The 18,719-nt window shown below is 66.5% G+C and carries 19 protein-coding genes; 6 read left to right on the forward strand and 13 right to left on the reverse strand.

Going from position 1 to position 18,719, the window contains the following annotated elements; genetic code table 11:
* Positions 1 to 39 precede the first annotated feature (39 nt).
* Positions 40 to 1,026 carry a nuclease-related domain-containing protein gene (locus AC5RVY_RS07900; RefSeq protein WP_493954139.1) on the reverse strand — a complete coding sequence of 329 codons (987 nt, stop codon included), beginning with the start codon at positions 1,024 to 1,026 and terminating at the stop codon, positions 40 to 42.
* 294 nt (positions 1,027 to 1,320) lie between these two features.
* On the opposite strand from AC5RVY_RS07900, the gene pgm reads away from it, so the two are divergent.
* Positions 1,321 to 2,997, forward strand: a complete 1,677-nt coding sequence (pgm, locus tag AC5RVY_RS07905) for a phosphoglucomutase (alpha-D-glucose-1,6-bisphosphate-dependent) (protein ID WP_493954140.1) — start codon at positions 1,321 to 1,323, stop codon at positions 2,995 to 2,997.
* Here the strand turns inward: pgm and AC5RVY_RS07910 are convergent.
* Together AC5RVY_RS07910 and AC5RVY_RS07915 are read right to left on the reverse strand one after the other, a co-directional pair.
* Complete coding sequence (locus AC5RVY_RS07910; RefSeq protein ID WP_493954141.1) at positions 2,994 to 3,506, reverse strand: 2'-5' RNA ligase family protein; 513 nt, start codon at positions 3,504 to 3,506, stop codon at positions 2,994 to 2,996. The two genes, pgm and AC5RVY_RS07910, sit on opposite strands and share 4 nt — an antisense overlap.
* A 140-nt stretch (positions 3,507 to 3,646) precedes the next feature.
* Positions 3,647 to 4,252, reverse strand: coding sequence for a malonic semialdehyde reductase (locus AC5RVY_RS07915; RefSeq protein WP_493954142.1), 606 nt, complete (start codon positions 4,250 to 4,252; stop codon positions 3,647 to 3,649).
* Positions 4,253 to 4,473: 221 nt separating this feature from the next.
* Between AC5RVY_RS07915 and AC5RVY_RS07920 the strand changes: the two genes are divergently transcribed.
* Positions 4,474 to 5,826 (forward strand): uracil-xanthine permease family protein, encoded by a 1,353-nt coding sequence (locus AC5RVY_RS07920; protein WP_493954143.1) that lies wholly within the window; start codon positions 4,474 to 4,476, stop codon positions 5,824 to 5,826.
* Between the two features lie 7 nt (positions 5,827 to 5,833).
* On the opposite strand, the gene AC5RVY_RS07925 is transcribed toward AC5RVY_RS07920, so the two are convergent.
* The 5 genes from AC5RVY_RS07925 to AC5RVY_RS07945 form a co-directional block, all read right to left on the reverse strand.
* Complete coding sequence (locus AC5RVY_RS07925) at positions 5,834 to 6,682, reverse strand: SGNH/GDSL hydrolase family protein (protein ID WP_493954144.1); 849 nt, start codon at positions 6,680 to 6,682, stop codon at positions 5,834 to 5,836.
* Positions 6,679 to 7,539, reverse strand: coding sequence for a GAF domain-containing protein (locus tag AC5RVY_RS07930; RefSeq protein ID WP_493954145.1), 861 nt, complete (start codon positions 7,537 to 7,539; stop codon positions 6,679 to 6,681). Before AC5RVY_RS07930 ends, AC5RVY_RS07925 begins: the two co-directional genes overlap by 4 nt.
* A 129-nt stretch (positions 7,540 to 7,668) precedes the next feature.
* The gene (locus AC5RVY_RS07935) at positions 7,669 to 8,541 is read right to left on the reverse strand and encodes a glycosyltransferase family 2 protein (protein WP_493954146.1); all 873 of its coding nucleotides are present in this window, start codon (positions 8,539 to 8,541) and stop codon (positions 7,669 to 7,671) included.
* Between the two features lie 179 nt (positions 8,542 to 8,720).
* Positions 8,721 to 9,092, reverse strand: coding sequence for a hypothetical protein (locus tag AC5RVY_RS07940; protein WP_493954147.1), 372 nt, complete (start codon positions 9,090 to 9,092; stop codon positions 8,721 to 8,723).
* Between the two features lie 91 nt (positions 9,093 to 9,183).
* Positions 9,184 to 10,083: an SDR family oxidoreductase gene (locus AC5RVY_RS07945; RefSeq protein WP_493954148.1), complete on the reverse strand. Its 900-nt coding sequence runs from the start codon at positions 10,081 to 10,083 to the stop codon at positions 9,184 to 9,186.
* 236 nt (positions 10,084 to 10,319) lie between these two features.
* Here AC5RVY_RS07945 and AC5RVY_RS07950 point away from each other — a divergent pair, with 236 nt between their 5' ends.
* Positions 10,320 to 10,817 (forward strand): DUF6328 family protein, encoded by a 498-nt coding sequence (locus tag AC5RVY_RS07950; RefSeq protein ID WP_493954149.1) that lies wholly within the window; start codon positions 10,320 to 10,322, stop codon positions 10,815 to 10,817.
* A gap of 119 nt (positions 10,818 to 10,936) precedes the next feature.
* Entirely contained in the window at positions 10,937 to 11,320 is a 384-nt protein-coding gene (locus tag AC5RVY_RS07955) for a LuxR family transcriptional regulator (RefSeq protein WP_493954150.1), read from the forward strand.
* On the opposite strand, the gene AC5RVY_RS07960 is transcribed toward AC5RVY_RS07955, so the two are convergent.
* The 5 genes from AC5RVY_RS07960 to AC5RVY_RS07980 form a co-directional block, all read right to left on the reverse strand.
* Positions 11,321 to 12,445 carry a glycerate kinase gene (locus AC5RVY_RS07960; RefSeq protein WP_493954151.1) on the reverse strand — a complete coding sequence of 375 codons (1,125 nt, stop codon included), beginning with the start codon at positions 12,443 to 12,445 and terminating at the stop codon, positions 11,321 to 11,323.
* 140 nt (positions 12,446 to 12,585) lie between these two features.
* Positions 12,586 to 13,395 carry an SDR family oxidoreductase gene (locus tag AC5RVY_RS07965; RefSeq protein ID WP_493954152.1) on the reverse strand — a complete coding sequence of 270 codons (810 nt, stop codon included), beginning with the start codon at positions 13,393 to 13,395 and terminating at the stop codon, positions 12,586 to 12,588.
* A 38-nt stretch (positions 13,396 to 13,433) separates the two neighbouring features.
* Positions 13,434 to 13,853: a hypothetical protein gene (locus AC5RVY_RS07970; RefSeq protein ID WP_493954153.1), complete on the reverse strand. Its 420-nt coding sequence runs from the start codon at positions 13,851 to 13,853 to the stop codon at positions 13,434 to 13,436.
* Positions 13,854 to 13,946: 93 nt separating this feature from the next.
* Positions 13,947 to 14,396 carry a hypothetical protein gene (locus AC5RVY_RS07975; RefSeq protein ID WP_493954154.1) on the reverse strand — a complete coding sequence of 150 codons (450 nt, stop codon included), beginning with the start codon at positions 14,394 to 14,396 and terminating at the stop codon, positions 13,947 to 13,949.
* Between the two features lie 120 nt (positions 14,397 to 14,516).
* A complete protein-coding gene (locus tag AC5RVY_RS07980; RefSeq protein ID WP_493954279.1) occupies positions 14,517 to 15,317 on the reverse strand; it encodes a class I SAM-dependent methyltransferase in 801 nt (266 codons plus the stop codon).
* A gap of 194 nt (positions 15,318 to 15,511) precedes the next feature.
* On the opposite strand from AC5RVY_RS07980, the gene AC5RVY_RS07985 reads away from it, so the two are divergent.
* Both AC5RVY_RS07985 and AC5RVY_RS07990 read left to right on the forward strand, forming a co-directional pair.
* On the forward strand, positions 15,512 to 17,161 hold the full coding sequence (locus AC5RVY_RS07985; protein WP_493954155.1) for an ATP-binding protein: 1,650 nt from the start codon (positions 15,512 to 15,514) through the stop codon (positions 17,159 to 17,161).
* A 19-nt stretch (positions 17,162 to 17,180) separates the two neighbouring features.
* Positions 17,181 to 18,713 (forward strand): putative bifunctional diguanylate cyclase/phosphodiesterase, encoded by a 1,533-nt coding sequence (locus AC5RVY_RS07990; protein ID WP_493954156.1) that lies wholly within the window; start codon positions 17,181 to 17,183, stop codon positions 18,711 to 18,713.
* Positions 18,714 to 18,719 lie beyond the last annotated feature (6 nt).

Consider the following 18,719-nt stretch of genomic DNA (forward strand, 5'->3'; position numbering starts at 1 on the left):
TCCCCCTGGAAGTTTTGCTTCCAGCCTACCGCCGCCAGGTCAACGCCCCAGATATGGCAGCACGTACACAGCAAAGATGACGAACGCCGCGAGGAGGGCAAGCCGGCCCCAGCCTGTGGCACCGCGCTGGCGCCCCTCGGCGTTCCGCCCTGTGGACGCCCCCTTCGAAAGATTCCCGCGGCTTGCCGGACTGGCTGACCCGGCGCGCGATGGCCCGGACCGAGAGGACCCGGACCGGGCCGGGGCGGGATGCTGCGAGGAGGAACGGGGTGACGTGGATCGTGGCACCACAGATCGCGCAGGCACGGGCGGCGGCGCTTCCGAACCTGGGTGGCTGCCGGCTGCGGGACCCTGGCCGCCGGCACGTGGAGTCGTGGGACGCGGGTCCGCGGGTTTCACCACCGTCCCGGGCCGCACGTTCCGGAAGGCGGTGATGCCGGGCTCCTGTTCATGCGTGAGCTGCTGTCCGAGGTGTGCGTAGAGCCCCACCACAGTCTGCTGGTCCAGCACGGGCGGCAACGCCTCGATGGCGCCCACCACCCGCTGGGCGCCCACCACGGCAACATCCGAGTTGGTCACGCCAAAGAGGTCCGGCTGGGCAGCCATACAAATCAGGGGCCGCACCATCCGGCGGTGCGGCGGTGCCAGGACGGAGGCGACGGCGGCGCATTGGGCCAGTGCCCCCTCCACCGCCTGGGTGCGGGCGTAGCGGCCCTGCCACAGCACGCCGGACGAGACTTTGACTTCTCCGGTCCAGTTTTTGGCATCCACCACCACTACGCCACCGGGCCCCACCAGGACGTGGTCCAGGTTTGCTTTCGGCCGGCCCGGCCAGTGGACATCGTGCAGGAGGTACCAGCCGCGCGGCACCAGTTCGCTGAGCTTTTCCGCCACCACGCGTTCCCCAACGGCGCCGGCGTCCCACGCCTTGGTGCTGTGTTCGGCCTGCTCGAGCCGGCGCTTCAGCCTGGCAACCCGTTCAGCCGCCAGCCTGGACTGCTCTGCAGCTCCGTCCCCTGCCCCCATGGCCGCCCCCTGCTTTCCTGCCGGCGAAACGACGGCGGAAGGCCGCCGTCGTCCTTTTGCTCCGGGCATTCCGCCCGATTTGTCGAAAGTAACAGGACGGTCACGCAGCGGTATATAAGTACTTTGCGGGGCCAGTACTCAGGTGGGCTACTTGCTTGAGGGGGCCATGCCGGTGGCCGCCTGCCTCTCATGGCCCACGCCTTTGATGACGCAGTCCCGTCACAGGGCCGGACACAGGGGCTTGTTTTTGGACGGGTCGTTTTGACCGTGGCTCCCGTCTGGCATGCTGGTCCCATGGCTAGCCGCGCGGGCACAGTTGCCCAACCCCAGGACCTTGTTGACATTACTGCGCTCCTTGACGCGTATTACGACATCACGCCGGACCTGGGTGATCCCGGCCAGCGCGTGGTGTTCGGCACGTCCGGGCACCGCGGTTCGAGCCTCAAAGGATCGTTCAACGAGAAGCACATTGTGGCCATCACGCAGGCGATTGTTGAGTACCGGGCGGCCGAGGGGGTCACCGGGCCGCTGTTCCTGGCCAAGGACACCCACGCGCTGAGCGAGCCGGCCCAGAACTCGGCCCTTGAGGTGCTTGCCGCCAACGGCGTCCAGGTCCTCATCGACGCCCGCCACGGCTACACCCCCACTCCGGCGCTGAGCCACGCCATCCTCACCTACAACCGGAACGCCGGTGCAGGCGCTCCCCAGGCTGACGGCATCGTGGTCACGCCGAGCCACAACCCGCCGGCTGACGGCGGCTTCAAGTACAACCCTCCCCACGGCGGCCCCGCCGATTCGGACGCCACCGGCTGGATCGCCAACCGCGCCAATGAACTGCTCGAAAACGATCTCCGGGGCGTAAAGCGCATTGCTGTCGCTGACGCGCTGGCCGCGGACACCACCGGCAAGTTCGACTTCCTCAGCAGCTACGTGGACGACCTCCCCTCCGTCCTGAACCTGGACGCCGTCCGCGAAGCCGGCGTCCGCATCGGGGCCGACCCCATGGGCGGCGCGTCGGTGGACTACTGGGGCGAGATCGCCGAGCGCCACCAGCTGAACCTCACCGTGGTCAACCCCACGGTGGACCCGCAGTGGGCCTTTATGACCCTGGACTGGGACGAGAAGATCCGGATGGACTGCTCCTCGCCAGCCGCCATGGCCTCCCTGATCCGGCGCATGGCAGACGCGTCATCTTCCGGCCAGCCGGTCTTCGACGTCGCCACCGGCAACGATGCGGACGCGGACCGGCACGGCATCGTCACACCTGTTGTTGATGGAGTGGGTGGCCTGATGAACCCGAACCACTACCTCGCCGTGGCCATCGACTACCTGTACCGCAACCGCAGCGGCTGGAACCCCGCCTCCGTGGTGGGCAAGACCCTGGTGTCCTCCTCCATCATCGACCGTGTTGCCGAGAGCCTGGGCCGGAAGCTCGTGGAGGTTCCGGTGGGCTTCAAGTGGTTCGTGCCCGGGCTGCTCTCCGGCGAGGGCGCCTTCGGCGGCGAGGAATCAGCCGGTGCCTCCTTCAACAAGTTGGACGGCAGCGTCTGGACCACGGACAAGGACGGCATCCTGCTGGCCCTGCTCGCTTCGGAGATCACGGCCGTCACCGGCAAGTCTCCCTCACAGCTCTACAAGGGCCTGACGGACCAGTTCGGCGCGCCGGTCTACGCCCGCATCGACGCGGCCGCCACGCGCGAGCAGAAGTCGGCACTCGGCAAGCTGTCGCCGTCGGACGTTACCGCCACTGAACTGGCAGGCGAGACCATCACGGCCAAGCTCACCCAAGCACCAGGCAACGGCGCGTCAATCGGCGGGCTGAAGGTGGTCACGGAGAACGCCTGGTTCGCCGCCCGCCCGTCCGGCACCGAGGATGTCTACAAGATCTACGCCGAGTCCTTCAAGGGCGAGGAGCACCTCAAGCAAGTGCAGGCCGAAGCCAAGGCCCTGGTGGACAGCGTCATCGCCTAACCCGGCTGGCCACCGGCTGCTTCATCCCGGCTCCAGAGCCGGAGGACGCGCCGGACGGTACGGTCACCGTCCGGCGCCATGTCCACCAGCGCGATCCGGTCAAGCACGACGTCGTCCCCCGGGTTCAGCCGCCTGTCACCCTGATGTGAAACGTGCGGCCGGAAGCCGGACAGCGTGTGGGCGGGCGTGAGGATCCTGCCGCCCAGGCTGCTCGCCGCGGCAACCAGCCGTTCGTGCAGGGCCTGCAGGTCCGGCTGCGGCTCGATGAGGCTCACGGGCACGGACCCGTTCCGGCCGAATCCTGCGTCCTTCCCCACTGTGAGGGCGGCGCCGAGGGCTGCTTGGGCCGGGTGTTCGGCAAGTGCTGCGATGCGGGCCGCAGGGTCGGCATCCTCTGTGGTCCCGACGTCGAACCTCACCAGCGTGATGTGCAGCGGCCACTGCGTCCGCAGGAATACCTGCCCTTGCGTGACGGGCTCGACAAAGGCAACCAGGATCAGGTTCCGCATCTGCCCATCTTCCCACCGGGGCCACCCGCCATCAGATTCCGCACCTTAAACACAAACGCTCCATCACCTACCGCGCCTGAGGAGCATGGAAGTGATGGAGCGTGGGTGGAAAACACGCAGGAAGTGATGGCGCGTCTGGTTTAGACGGTGCGGACGACGTCGTCGTAGGAGAACTTGGGCTTGGCTTCGCCCCAGGCGTCCGGCGCGGGCTGGCCGATGTTGACCACCAGGAAGCTCTTCTGGTCGCCGGCCGGGAAGAAGGCCTGGTCAATCGCGGCGAAATCCGCACCGGTCATGGGGCCGGCCGCGAAGCCGAGGGAGCGGACGGCCAGGATGAAGTAGCCGGCCTGGAGGTGGGCGTTGTTGTTGCCCGTGGCGGCGGCCAGTTCCGGGTTGGCGTCGTACATGGCCTTCGGGGCGTTGTAGCCGGGGAGGAAGTTGTCCCACTGCTCTGCCCAGTCGGTGTCGTAGCTCAGGATGGCCACAAGCGGCGCGGAGGCGGTCTTGGCCTTGTTCCCGTTGGCGAGGGCGTCAACGAGGGTGGCGCGGGCTTCGGCCGACCGGACGTACGTCACGCGCAGGGGCTGGGAGTTGAAGGCGGTGGGACCGTACTTGGTCAGCTCGTAGATGGCCTGTGCCTGCTCGTCGGTCACTTCTCCGGTGAAGGAGTTGGCGGTGCGGGCCTGGGCGAAAATGGCGTCGACGGCGGCCGAATCGATAACCGCTTCTTCGTGGGCAATGGTCATTGGCGTACCTCTCGCTGCGCCGCCCCGCGTGCCGGGGTGGCCTCTTCGCTTTCCATAGTTGCAACTTCAACTACTCCCGTCCTCTTCCCGTGACGGCGCGTGACGTTACCCACAGCAGCAGTCAGGGGGAAACCGCCGGGCCGGGGCGGAAAGCTTGGCGGTATTCTGGAGCCAGGTGATCTTCGCCCACCGCGGCAACCCCCTGTGAAAGGCCTCCGCTCATGAGCATGCTCGGAATCAAATGGAAGCTGCACGGAACCGGTAAGTCCATCAAGCCGGGGCACGTGGTGGCGCCGGACGAGCGGCTTGCCTGGCCGCTGACCATCGGCGTGGGAATGCAGCACGTGGTGGCCATGTTCGGCGCCACCTTCCTGGTGCCCATCATCACCGGCATGCCGCCGGCCGCCACCCTGTTCTTCTCTGGCATCGGCACGCTGCTGTTCCTGCTCATCACCAAGGGCCGGGTGCCCAGCTACCTGGGTTCGAGCTTCGCGTTCATCGCCCCCATCATGGCTTCCCAGCAGCAGTTCGGGGTTCCGGGCGCGCTGGGCGGCGTGGTGCTGGCCGGCGCCGCGCTGGCCCTGGTGGGCGCCGTGGTGCAGAAGTTCGGCGCCGGCTGGATCAACCGGCTGATGCCGCCCATTGTGACCGGCGCGATCGTGGCGCTGATCGGCCTCAACCTCGCCCCGGCCGCGAAGAACAACTTCGACGCCGCCCCGGTCACCGCCGTGATCACGCTGGCTACCATCATCCTGGTCAGCGTCCTGTTCCGGGGAATCCTGGGCCGCCTGAGCATCCTGGTGGGCGTAGTGGTGGGCTACCTGTCGGCCATGCTCCGCGGTGAGGTGAGCTACGAAAAGATGGACGCCGCTGCCTGGGTGGGCCTGCCCCAGTTCCAGGCTCCCGAGTTCCACCTCGGCGTCCTTGGCCTGTTTGTCCCCGTGGTGTTGGTGCTGGTGGCCGAGAACATCGGACATGTGAAGTCAGTGGCTGCCATGACGGGCCAGAACCTCGACGGCGTCTCGGGCCGGGCGTTGATGGCCGACGGCGCCGCCACGGTCCTGGCCGGTTTCGGCGGCGGTTCCGGCACCACCACCTACGCGGAGAACATCGGCGTTATGGCCGCCACGAAGGTGTATTCGACGGCGGCGTACTGGGTGGCCGGCATCTTTGCCATCCTGCTGAGCTTCTCGCCCAAGTTCGGCGAGCTGATTGCTACGGTCCCGCCGGGTGTGCTTGGCGGCGCAGCCACCATGCTTTACGGCATGATCGGCGTCCTGGGCGTGAAGATCTGGGTGCAGAACAAGGTGAACTTCTCCAACCCGGTGAACCTGACCACCGCCGCCGTCGCCCTGATCATCGGCATCGCGGATTACACCTGGACCATCGGCGAGCTCAAGTTCACGGGCATCGCTTTGGGTTCGGCCGCAGCGCTGGTGATCTACCACGGCATGAAGGCCATTGCGAAGGCCCGTGGCACCGTTGCCGAGCCTGAAACGGACCAGGTTGGGCTTCCTCCGGCGGCCAAGGCGGCCATGAACGCGGCGGCGAAGCGGGCGCCCAAAAAGCGTTAACGCAGGGCTAGGCGACGTCGTGTGAGTCGATGCTCCCGCGGCCAAGGCCGAACACGGGGCCGGGCAGCGGCCGCTTGGGAAGCAGGGTCTCCCCGCCGTGGGGCCGCAGCCTCCGCAGGACCCAGGGGAAGAGGTACTGCCTCGCCCAGATCAGGTCTTCGGCCCTGGCCTGGGTCCAGCCATGCGAGGGAACCGGGCGCGGATGCAGGGGCCTCAGGGAATGCGGCACTGCGAGCGCATCCAAGGCAGCAACGGCAACAACGTGGTGGCCCAGGGGTGACAGGTGAAGCCGGTCCCTGTCCCACATCCGGCCATCGTGGAGCGCCGGAAGGCACCACAAGTCCACCACGACTGCCTGATGGCGCATGCCGATGGTGTGCAGGTGCTCGTTGTAGATTGCCAGCCTCCCCCGGGTTTGCCCCAGCACCGGTGTGCTGCCCCAGTCCGGCCCGGCGAACAACATCACCGTGGCACCTGTTTCCGCCAACAGGCCTACCGCCTGGTCCATTTTCTCGGCTAGTTTGTCCGGGTCTCCGCGCCGGAAGACGATGTCGTTGCCGCCGCCGGACATCGCTGCCAGGTCTGGCTTCAGCGCGAGGGCCGGCGCCAGTTGAGTGTCGATAATTTCCTGGAGCACCATCCCCCGCACGGCGAGGTTGGCGTAGGCGAAGTCAGGCTGGCCGATGGCGAGTTCCTCCGCGGCGCGGTCAGCCCAGCCGCGGAACCCGCCGATGCTGCGTGGCTCCGGGTCACCGATACCTTCCGTGTAGGAGTCGCCGAGGGCGACGAAGCGGTGCCAGGGGTGCCGTTCGGCGGGGGGACGTCCAGGCCTGGTTTCCTGCTGGTTGGTGGTCATGCCGGCCGTCCTTTCGCCGCGGTGGAAGACCTTGTTTCCCGCGCAGCCGCGGGGACGGACGGTTGGTCCATCTCCGCCGGAGCCACCAGGCGGAAGTCCTCAACGTCGTCGGCCGTTTCCCGCCGGGGCAGTGAAGGGTCCCTCCCTGGTCCTGGCACCACAACATTGAGGGCGGCAGCACGAAGGTCCAGTTCGTGATGCAGAGCCTCACGCTGCAGGAACCGCAGGGCCCCCTCCCGGCTGAGCCCGTATTCGTCCATCAGGCTTCGCACCGCCAGGTCCACCAGCACCAGCGAGCTCTGGGCAACAGCGATCCCTGCGGCGGCTTCCGCACGCTCGGCCACCCGAACCACCACGCGCAGCGCACGTGCAACCTGCCGTGCGTAGCTCTGGGACCGGAGCAGGTCGTCGCTGGTAAACGTATGGGGCGAGGAGGCGTAGAGGTTGATGGCAGCGCTGCTGATGCCCTCTGAGAGGATGGGCACGGACAGCAACGACTGCACGCCGTGGCCGGCCGCGGCATCTGCGTACCCTGGCCAGCGACGGTCCCGGCTGACGTCGGACAGCAGCACGAACCCGCCGCTCCGCAGGGCCTCGATGACGGGCCCGTCCGCGAAGGAACACTGCTCCCGGTCCGCGTCGCGTGCCTGGTCGTTGCTGGCGGCGAGGGTGCGTGCCTTCCCGAGCCGGAAAAGGGTAGCGGCCCAGCCAATCCCGCGGCGCTCACCCTGGATGTCCCTCATGAACTCATGGGTGACTTCCCAGAGGTAGTCCTCAACATCCTTGCTGTCGAAAACCGGCTCCGGGGTGAATGGAGGTGGTCCCCAAGCGACCTGCCCCGCGGGTTCAGCGGCCATGTTCCACGCCTTGTTCTAGCGCTCCGGCCTACTGCAAAACCTTCTTGTTCCAGAATACGTCGTACGGCCCTGCAAGTGGGAGGACCAGGCCAAGTTCCCTGCCGAGGCAATGACGGCGCTGTCGACTGCCTAGGCCGTCGAACTTTCGCTCAGGACGACGTCGTAGGCCTCCACACGCCGGTCCGTCACCGTGGTGGGGGACTCCAGGTGGACGGCCCCCGAAGGCAGGATGCCTGCGGCGCCGTACTTCTCCATGACCTGCCACTGGGCAACCACGTCCTCGCCTGCGTGATCCGCCGGGAGGCTGGGCCAGAACCTGAAGCCTCCTGCCTCATTCAGCGCTTCCCGCCGGTACAGCACGCACCCGCCGAGCCAGGCCACCCTGTAAGGCAGCCACTCCCCCGGCGCCAGGGAAAGATCGGCGCTGAGGTGGCTGAGATTGGCGGCATTGTGAAGCGGCCAGCGGTCAAACCCCGACGCGCCCGGGCGGACGCGTTCAGGCGTCACCGGACCATCCCACTTCTCAAAACCCGCTGTTTCCTTGGGCCGCCGGTCACCCAGGTAGGACAAGCCCTGCGGCGCCATCCCCACGAACCCGCAATCCAACTCATCAAGAGCAGCGCTGAGCCGGTCCAGGGCTCCTGGCTCCAGCCACACGTCGTCGTCAAGGAAGAGGCATTTCCCTGCCGTTGACTGGTCCAGCAGGAACTGGCGGTGCTCAGCGAGTCCCCGCCGCGGCAGGTGCCGCACCAGCGTGACGGGCCGCCCCTGGGCTTCCAGGACACGGACCATTGCCGCGGCGGCCGGGTGCTCCCAACCGGGGGCGTCGATGGACTGGTCGCTGACCACCACCCGGAAGTCAGGGTCCGGCTGTCCTGCCAGGCCTGCCAGCGTTACCGCCAACTCGGCCGGCCGGTTGCAGGTCGGAACCAGCACGTCCACTGCCACCTGGTCCGGCACTCCACCCCGCCGTGCCCACTGTTCTGAAGATCTCCTGCTCACAGCCCACCTCCTGGCGCCTTGGATCGGCCTAGCTAACAAACGGGTATCCTCGTCTTCTGTACCCACATCCCGGGGAACTATGCCGGACAGGGCGAAGGCCCCCGCCGCTGCCGGATGGGGCAGCAGGCGGAGGCCTGCAATGGCCGGCGCGCCGGGCTCAACCAGCCGCGGCGGCAGTATCAGCCGGCGTCGAAGCTCTCGCCTCCGTCGTCGTTGGGTGATTCCTCCCGCGGCAGGTCGTTGCCGCTGCCGTCGGGGATACCTGTTGCTTCCTGCCCGGACTCGGAGGAGACCGGAGCGGACCCCTTGGAGTCGTCGTTATTCTCGTCGATCTCAGCTTCACTGGAGGGAAGAGCCATGTCATGGGGCACGGGATCGGAGCCGGTGCCGGTCTGAGGCTCGTTAGTGTCCGCGCCGCCAGCCCCGCCGTCACCCGTTGTCGCCGGGCCGTTTCCTGACCCCTGCGCTCCGCCGAGTTCCTGCTCTGCGGTGGGGGTACCGTAGCCGCCCGGATCAGTTTCCGGCTGCGCCTGCTGGTTTTCCTGCGTCATTATTCCTCCTGCTGTGGGTTGGATGCCATGCGTTGGACGTTGGATCAAAGCTGAAAACTGTGGGATAAAAGCTGAACTGCGACGACGGCGGTCAGAGCCCCTTTCCGCCGGTCACCGGCAGTACTGCCCCGGAAATGTAGGACCCGTCCTCCGAGGCCAGCAGGACATAGGCCGCGGCAAGCTCAGCGGGCTGGCCGGCCCGTTCCAGCGGGGTGTCCTGCCCGAACTTCGGAAGCTTCTCCGGCCACTCGGTAGCAGGAATCAAAGGGGTCCAGATGGGCCCCGGCGCCACGGCGTTTACCCGGATTCCCTTGGCGCCAAGTTCCTGTGCCAAGGCCTTGGTGAACGCTACCTGGGCCGCCTTGGTCATGGCATAGTCGATCAGGCCCGGCGAAGGGTTAAACGCCTGGATGGACGCGGTGGTAATGATCGAAGCGCCCGGCTTGAGATGGGGCACGGCAGCCCGGGCGGTCCACATCAGGGAGTAGAGATTGGTTTTGAAGACCCGGTCGAACTCCTCCGTGGGCAGTGACTCCAGGCTCTCCCGGTTCTTTTGGTAGGCGGCGTTCAGCACCACCACGTCAAGGCGGCCGAATTCCGCAGCGGTTTCGTCAGCAATCCGGGTACTGAACTCTTCCTCGCGGCCATCGCCGGCGAACAGGAGGACGCGCTGGCCCGCCTTCCGGATCCAGTCCGCAGTGTCCTGGGCATCCTCTTCCTCCTCGGGGAGGTAGGAGATGGCAACATCGGCTCCTTCGCGGGCGAACGCGATGGCCGCCGCCTTGCCGATGCCGGAATCTCCGCCGGTGATCAGCGCGGCCTTGCCCTGCAGTTTTCCGTGCCCCTCATAGCTGAGTTCCCCGTGGTCCGGCTTGGGTTCCATGGGCGCCGTGAGGCCGGGCTGTTTCTGCTCCTGCTCCGGGAAGGGGCCTGAGTGGTAGCCGCCCCGGGGATCCTTTGGCTGGTCTGTCTGCTTGTCCGTCTCGCTCATAGTCCGCCTACTCACTGTGTCGGTTCCACTGCATTCGTTCACCACTGAGGGGGTTTTCGAAGGGCACATGCACCAGCCCTTCGAAGCTATCCCGGCCGGAGGAGCAAAGTCCACCGCTCAGTGCGGATAATCAGTAAACTTACCAAATGGCTGGCTCGGCGCAAGATTGCCCTTGTTTGTGGGTAGCTGAGGAGTAGAAAGATATGCAGGACTGGTTGGGGCAGGAGGGAGAGGCGATGTCTGACGTGGAGGACTACACCGGCAGAACGGGCAGGAACGAGACCCGCGAGGAACAGTTGGACCGCAATTGGGCGGAGCTTCTGCAGGAGCTGCGGGTACTTCAGACGGGGGTGCAGATCCTCGCCGGCTTCCTGTTGACCCTGCCCTTCCAGTCGCGCTTCGAAAAGCTTGATGGCTTCCAGGTTGGCCTGTACCTGGTCAACGTGGTGATTGCCGCCCTGACCACTGCCTTCATCCTCCTCCCCGTCAGCGTGCACCGGCGGCTCTTCCGGAAGCGGCTCAAGGAAACGCTGGTTTCCAGCGCTGATGCCATCACCAAGATCGCCTTGGCCGGCATCGGCCTGCTGAGCGCCGGAACTGCCGCGCTGGTCTTTGACGTCACGGCCGGACGGTCAGCCGGACTCACAGCAGGCGGCGTGCTCCTGGCCGTGCTGGTGGTCCTGCTGGTCTACGTCCCATTGCACCTGAACAGGCGCGCCACGGCCGCGCGGTAGCCGCGGGCGGCACATCCGGCTTCGACGCCCTTTGCTTTTTGACCCTTGACCACTTGTTTTTGACCGAATGGCCACTTGCAACTTGGCCCTTGCCACTTGACTACGACAGGAGAACTTTCATGCGGACACTTTTGAGGACAACCCTGATGGCCCTGCTGCTCCTCGGCGCGCCGGCGCTTTCGGCCGGAGCTGCACAGGCCGCCCCGGCCACACAATCGGCGCAATCAGCACAAACAGCCGGGGCAGCCCCCGCAGCCCAGGCCACGCCTGCCCGCGGGAGCGCGGGGTTTTCCCGAGGAGCGGTGACGCTGTCCGCAGCATCTCCCACGCCTTCTCCCGGGGACACCGCTTCCACGGGCCCGGCCAATCCGGGGACGGGTGAATCCGCGCAAAACGAGTCCAGGCGGCTGGACTACACCCCGTGGGTCATCGGCGCGGTGGCCATTGCGGTCCTGATCGCGATCCTGATCTGGCGCCGCCGCCGCAACACCACCATCGTCTAGCTAGGCGCCCTCGAGTACCTGGCTTGTGGCCCAGGCCAGGTACTTGGCGGCGTTGGCCACCGCGTCCTGGGGGCTTGATGCCACGTCCAGCAACTGGGCGGCGGCAACCACGCCATGGCCGGCGAGGTCTTCGGGAGTCACCAGGATCCGGCCCGCCACCACGATCACCGGAATACCCTGTTCACGGGCCGCGTCCGCGAGCGCAATCGGGGCCTTTCCAGTCAGAGACTGGCTGTCCATGGAGCCTTCTCCGGTGATCACCAGGTCTGCTGCGGCGAGCTGGTCCGCCAAACCGGTCAGGCCCGCCACCAGCGCAAAGCCGCCTTCGAGCGCGGCGTCAGTGAAGGCAAGGAACGACGCCGGGAAGCCGCCGGCCGCGCCCGCTCCCTCGACGTTGACGTCCCGGCCCGTCGCCTCCCGCAGGAGGGACGCCCAGTTGCGCAGCCCGGCGTCGAGGAGTTCCACGGCCTCCTCGTCGGCGCCCTTCTGCGGGGAAAAGACGCGGGCTGCTCCCAGCGTTCCGTACAGCGGGTTCCGCACGTCGACGGCGATGCGGAAGGTGGTGGCGGAAAGCCGGGGATCGATCGCGGAGGTGTCAAGCCCCACGACATCCGCGAGCGAGCCGCCGCCCAGCGGCACTACGTTTCCGGCCGCATCCAGCGGCTTCAGGCCCAGAGCACGCAGGGCGCCGCTGCCGCCGTCGGTCATTGCCGATCCGCCAAGTCCCAGCACGATTTCGGTGGCGCCCGCGTCCAGGGCGGCCGCAATCAGCTGCCCGCAGCCGTAGCTGTGGGCGCGCAGGGCATTCGCGGGGGTGGGCTCCATCCCGGCAAGGCCGGAGGCCTGGGCAGTTTCGATCACCGCGGTGATCCGGCCGTCGTCGGCCTTCCTCATGGCCCATGCCGCGCCCACGGGAGCAAGGATGGGGCCCACCACGGCGTTGATGCGCTCCTCGTAACCGGCCGCCACGGCGGCTTCCAGCGTGCCCTCACCGCCGTCGGCGATGGGGAACTGCGTGGCGACGGCGTCGGGATAGACGCGCAGTGCGCCCTCGGCAATTGCGGCGGCCGCTTCAGCGGCGGTAAGGGAACCCTTGAACTTGTCCGGAGCAATAAGAATGCGCATGGGCTCCATCATGCCAGCCACAGTCAGGGAAGCGTTTGCCCTTTCCGTAACACGGACGACTGCCGGAGAAAACGCCGCAGGGCCGCGCCAGCTTGGGAGGCGCGGCCCCTCGTTCAGTACGCGAACTTAGCCACTGCCGACTATCCCTGCCGCCATTCGTGGCTGGTGATATGGGACCCGCCCTGCGGACCCATCTGGAGCATGCCGCCGTCGACAGCCCACGACGCTCCGGTGACGTAGCTGGAGGCGGGCGAGGCGAGGAAGGCGATGACAGCCGCGATTTCCCTGGCGTCGCCAGGCCGGCCCAAGGGAACTCCGGGCCTGTCCTTGGTGGTGGGATCTTCATCCTCCTGCCCCGTCATGGGGGTGGCTATTTCGCCGGGGGCCACGCTGTTGGCCGTGATGCCATATTCGCCGAGTTCCAGGGCAAGGGTCTTCATGAGCCCGCCCAACCCGTGCTTGGAGGCATCGTAGGCGGACGATCCCACGCGCGGCTGGAATTCGTGAACGCTGGTGACCGCCACCAGCCGCCCTCCCTTGCCGGCTTGGACCATGCGCCGGGCTGCGGCCTGCAGGCAGACGAAGGCGCCGTTAAGGTTGGTGTCGAGCGTCTGCATCCACGTTTCCACGTCCAGGTCCAGGAACTTGGTTCCGTCTCCGGTCCCGGCGTTGTTCACAAAGACATCCACACCGCCGAGTTCTTCCGCCAGTTCGTCAATGACGCCCCCGGCGCCCCGGAGGTCTGTCGTGTCCAGTTGGCGTACCACCGCTTTGCGCCCCAGGCCGCGGATTTCTTCCGCCGTGGCCTCGGCACCTTCTTTGTCCGAATGCCAGGTGACGCCCACATCCATACCCGCCCTGGCCAAGGCAACGGCTGTGGCTTTGCCGATGCCGGAGTCTGATGCGGTGACGATGGCGGTAGTGGGGCTAAAACGCGTGGTGTCCTGCATAGTGGCTCCTCTTGGTATCAGGCTGGGCTGCTGGGCAATCAGGCGGGGCGGCGAAGTTCCGGCGGCATGGGGTACCCGCCGTCGTTCGTTTCAGGCAGGGGGTCCCGCACTGCCATGAGCGGGACAGCGAAGGTCACCACCGGCCGGGGGTGGGAGTCATCGGACGACCTGACCGTCAGGCTCCTGGTCCCGGGAGGCACCGAGGGGGTGAAGACCTGGAGGTTCCTGGACCCCACGGTCACCGACTTTTGCAGCGAATACTCGGTGCCGAAGTGGTCCTGGAGGATGATGGCCGGTTCCGGTTCGTTGTCCGAGGCCAGCTGGATGTTGACCACCAGGCCGGTGGACCAGATTTCCACGGACAGTACCGTGAAAGCGGTGGAATCCGTGACGTGCCGGCCGTAGGTGGGCGGCAGCAGCATCCCGCGGAGGGAACCGGAAGGGATAAGTTCGCGCATTGTAGTTCCTGTAGGTTTTGCGCCTGCCGATGACGGGACAGCGCCGGAGGTGGTCCGGTGCTGGTCTTTCGGGTACGGCAGGACGGATGCGGCTTAGGCGTCTTCCCGGCCGGGATTTTCCAGCCGGAAAAAATTCGATTGTTGGCCGTCGCTGCGCTGTTCCTGGTAAATGAAGTTCAGCCCGCGGGAATCGAAGGTTTCGAACCATTCCTCCCAGCTGATGTGGCGAAGCTTGTCGTTTTCGCCGCCGAAGTCGATCCGCAGCACGCCAAGATGGTCGCCGTGCTCAGTGCCCTCCACCGTGGCAGGGACGCCGTCACGGTCCTCGGCCCACTGCCTGATGACTTCGTGATGCGTGGTGACCAGGCTGCGGCCCTCGCGCTCCGGCTCGTCCTCGGTGGAGGTGACTTCCTGTGAATACTTCAGGGATTTCGATGACTCGGGGCCGGTCCGCACCTTGCCGCCATCGGGCCCTGGGCCGAGATCTTCCTCATCCCGGTCCGCGTCAGCTTCGCGCGTTTTGTTGCCTTTGTCCTGTGCCATGGTGGCCATCCTTTCCCCTGGAGGTAACTAGTAAGTCTACTTACCATGGAGCCTCCCGACCAGCCTCCATGTCAAGGGGTGGGCCCGGGTACGCCGCGCAGGGCGGCCGTTAAGGGACGGCTAGCGCCGTGGGCGCAGCACCGCGAAGTAGCCCGGGATCAGGCTCTGGGCGGCCACATCCGTCATGGGGTTGGTCTCGATGGAAACGGCGCCCTCCTCGAGCAGCTCCCAGTTCTCCGCGGGCAGGACGCGGGAGCGCTCGGCAGGGCCAAAATGCCCTGGCATCGGCAGTTCCCGGATGGCCCGTTCCAGCGGGGCAGGGATGCCCTTTGCCGTTGCGCCCAAGTGTGAGACGTAGTCCAGGCGGTTGCCCTGGAAGTTGGTCTCTGCGAGGAAGACCGTTCCGCGGCTGCCGGCAAGGACGCGAAGATTCTCCACCATCGCAGCCTGATCAGCAGGACCCAGCACGTGGAGCACGCCGCGGATGAACACGTTCGCGCCGCGTTCATCGGCCAGGCCCAGTGCTGCCCCCGGCGCGGTCATGTCCCGGACGTCGTAACGCACTCCGGCTGCCTGGTTTTCCTCCACGTCGGTTTCGGCGCGGGCACGGGCCACGGCATGGGCGGATACGTCCACCCCGATCACCTCATGGAAGATCCCGGCCAACGCGCGGGTGAAACTGCCGTGTCCGCAGCCCACATCAACCACTGGCAGTTCCGGATCCAGATGGCGCAGCAACACGTCCCGGTAGCCCAGGAACTCATGGTCCCCGCCGGAATCCCACAAAACCTCGCCGCCCGCCCCGGTGGCGTGGATCCCCGCCCAGTACTTGTCCCACGCCAGGGGTCTGTCCCTGGGGGCGGAACGGGACAGCCGGGCGAGCTTGGGGATCATCAGATACTTCTGCCAGGCAGAGCGCATCGATTTTTCTGGGGCGGACACGAAACAAATATATGTCGCACAGCACGCCGGGCCTGCCGCTTGGCGGGGTTTTGCGGTGCGCCGCCCTTAATCGAGGCCCCGATGGCGTCACGCTGGTGCCTTCTGCAGCTTCCGGGGGATCATCAGGGGCGCGCAGCCCTACAATGTACTCAACTGGGAGCGAAGGGGGCATTGTGACGGCTGATTTGCCGTGGGACCCGTCTGTGCCGCACACCGCTTTTATGGCGGACCCCGACGACGGGCGGCTGGCTTTGAATGCGCAGGCACTGCGCGATGCTGGTTACGAGGTCCGCACCGCAAACGATGCCGACGGCCTCGCCCGCCTGCTGGATGCGGGCGACCCCTCCGTGATCGTGGTTGACACGTCCCTCTCCGCTGTTGACGCAGAGGCGCCCGTTTTGGTGATGGTGGACCTGGACAGCCCGGCTGAGCTGGCAGCGATGCAGCCGCCCGGCGTCCATGATTGCATCGCAAAACCCCCGCCTCCCAAGGAACTGGTCCACAGGGCAACCTCCCTCATCAACCAGGTGTCCCGGCGCAATGCTGCCCGGCAGGAGGCCGAGGCCCTCCGTGAACAGCTCCGGCTGGTGTCCGCCGCCGTACGCGGAACGAACGATCCACGGGAGATCGCCAACCACGTGGTGGCCGGTTTTGGCCGGACGTTCAGGGCTGACCACGTCCGCCTCACCACATTCGAGGACGAGCGGGTTCCCCCGATCACCGCCACGTGGACCAGGCAGGGCCTTGAACCCTTGGCGGACCAGGCGCTTCCCGACGAAGAATCCGCCCGGCAGATGGCCGACACCCTGTGGGCCGGGGCGGAAACGCTCTCCTCGGAGGGGTCCGAGGAGGACGGGCGGACCGGGGAATCCCACAGCAGCAAGAGCCTTGGCCCCGCGGCCTCGTTGCTGGCGGTGCCCATGGGTGAGGGAAGCTCATCTCTGGGCATCATTTGGATCGTCATGGTGGACCAGCCGCGGCAATGGTCCCGCGCCGAGCTGGGCCTAATGCAGCATGTGGCAGGCAATGCCGCCCACGGGCTGATCCAGAGCCACCTGATCAGCAGCCAGCAGCAGGTGGTTAAGCAGCTCCAACAGCTGGACAAGGCGAAAACCGACTTCCTCGCCACCGTCAACCATGAGCTGAGGACCCCGCTGACGTCCATCATGGCGTACCTGGACATGATCCAGGAGAGCACAGAGCAACCCGTCTCGCCCGAGGTGCACCAGATGCTGGACATCGTGGTGCGCAATACCGAGCGGCTCCGGATGCTGATCGAGGACATGCTGAGTGTGTCCCGCAACGGCCTCGAGGACGACCTGATGCATCTCACACCGGTGCGCCTGGGCCAGACACTGGACCTGGTGGCCGCAGCGCTCCGGCCCCTGGCCCAGCTGCAGAACGTCACGATTGCGGTGGAGCCTGCTCCCGAGGACCCGGAAATCCTGGCCGATGAAGTGCAGCTGCAGCAGGTCTTCACCAACCTGGTGTCCAACGCCATCAAGTTCACGCCCAGCGGTGGACGGATTGAGGTGGGGAGCGAGTCGCGCGCGGCCGCAGACGGGAGCCGGTGGGCGACCATCAGCGTGGCGGACACCGGCATCGGCATCTCCAGCGAGGAAATCGACCACGTCTTTACCCGCTTCTACCGGGCTTCCAATGCCATGTCCGGAGCCATTCCCGGAACCGGGCTGGGGCTGGCCATCACCCAGGACATTGTGGCGCGCCACGGCGGCCGCATTGATGTGGCCTCCACTTTGGGCGCCGGCACAACGGTCACTGTGAGCCTTCCGCTTGATGCCGACCGCAGCCGGGCCAACTGAGCGCGGGCGGGAGGAACCGATGTTTGCCGACAACGACCCCCGGCTTTCCCAACTGCTCGAAGGCATTGTCCGGCTGGCATCGGGAGACCTCAGCTCGCGGATAGAAGTATCCGAAGCCCGTGACGAGCTCGATGCAATCATCATGGGCACCAACCTGCTGGCTGAGGACCTGCAGATCATCTACGGGGAACTCGAACAGCGCGTGCAGGTGCGCACCCAACTCCTCCACGAAGCGCACCAGGAAATGCATAAGATGGCGATGCAGGACCCCCTGACGGGCCTTGCGAACCGCTCGGCCCTCATCGAGGCGCTGCGGGCCACCATCGAGGACGACGGCGACGACGAGGGCCCGGTCATCCTGTTAATGGACCTCGACGCCTTCAAATCCATCAACGACACCCTGGGCCACGCGGCCGGGGACAAGGTGCTGATCACCGTGGGCGAACGGATCCGTGCCGCCGTACGCGTCACGGACGTGGTGGCGCGCCTGGGCGGGGACGAGTTCGCGATCGTTATGCCGGCTGTCTCGGCGGACCAGGCGGCCATCGTGGGGCACCGCATCCTGGCGTCACTGAATGAACCGATCGAACTGCCGGGCCGGAGCGTGCGCTGCGGCGCCAGCATCGGGCTCAGCGTTGGCGGCGCCGGCCAGACCCCCGAGGACATGCTGATGGAGGCCGACGTCGCCATGTACGCCTCCAAGGCTGAGCGGCAGAACAGGCTGCACCGGTTCGAGCCTGGCCTCCTGCTGGTCCGCAGGCTCCGCAGCCAACTCGTGGAGGACCTCCGGAATGCGATCAGGACCGAAGGACTGACACTGCACTACCAGCCCGTCGTGGAGCTCGCTTCCGGCCGGATCGAAGGCGTGGAGGCCCTGGTCCGCTGGAACCACCCCACCCGCGGGCTCATCATGCCCGATGAATTCATTCCCCTGGCCGAAGAAGCCGGGCTCATCTCCGAGCTGGGGCTCTGGGTGCTGCGCACCGCAGTCCACCAGCTACGGACATGGATTGACAGGCAGTTGGTGGACCATCGCTTCTCCGTCCGGATCAATATCTCCGCAACCGACCTGCAAAGCCTCCAGTTCATCGAGGATGTGCGGAACGTCCTGAAGGAAACGGGCGTCCGGCCGGAACAGGTAGTGCTGGAACTGACCGAAGTAGCGATCGTCAAGGGCAACGAACTGGACCGCTACTCGCTCGGCGGGCTGCGCGGCCTGGGCGTCGGAATCGAAATTGACGATTTCGGCACGGGCTATTCGTCCATCAGCTACCTCCGGCGACTGCCGGTGGACCGGGTCAAGGTGGACCGCTCCCTGATCAACGGCCTGGGCACCGACCCCAGCCAACCGGCCCTGGTGGCGGCGGTCCTGCAGCTCATCCGGGCATGCGGCCTTGAGGCGGTATGGGAAGGCGTGGAAACTGCGGAGCAGGCCGAGATCCTCCGCGGACTGGGTTGCCTCAGCGCCCAGGGCTACTACTTCAGCAGGCCTGTTCCGCCGGAGCAGGTGCCTGACCTCCTGGCAGCACAGCCGGAAAGCGCTAACCAGTAAAGCGAA

Source organism: Arthrobacter sp. Ha26, from assembly GCF_059091705.1.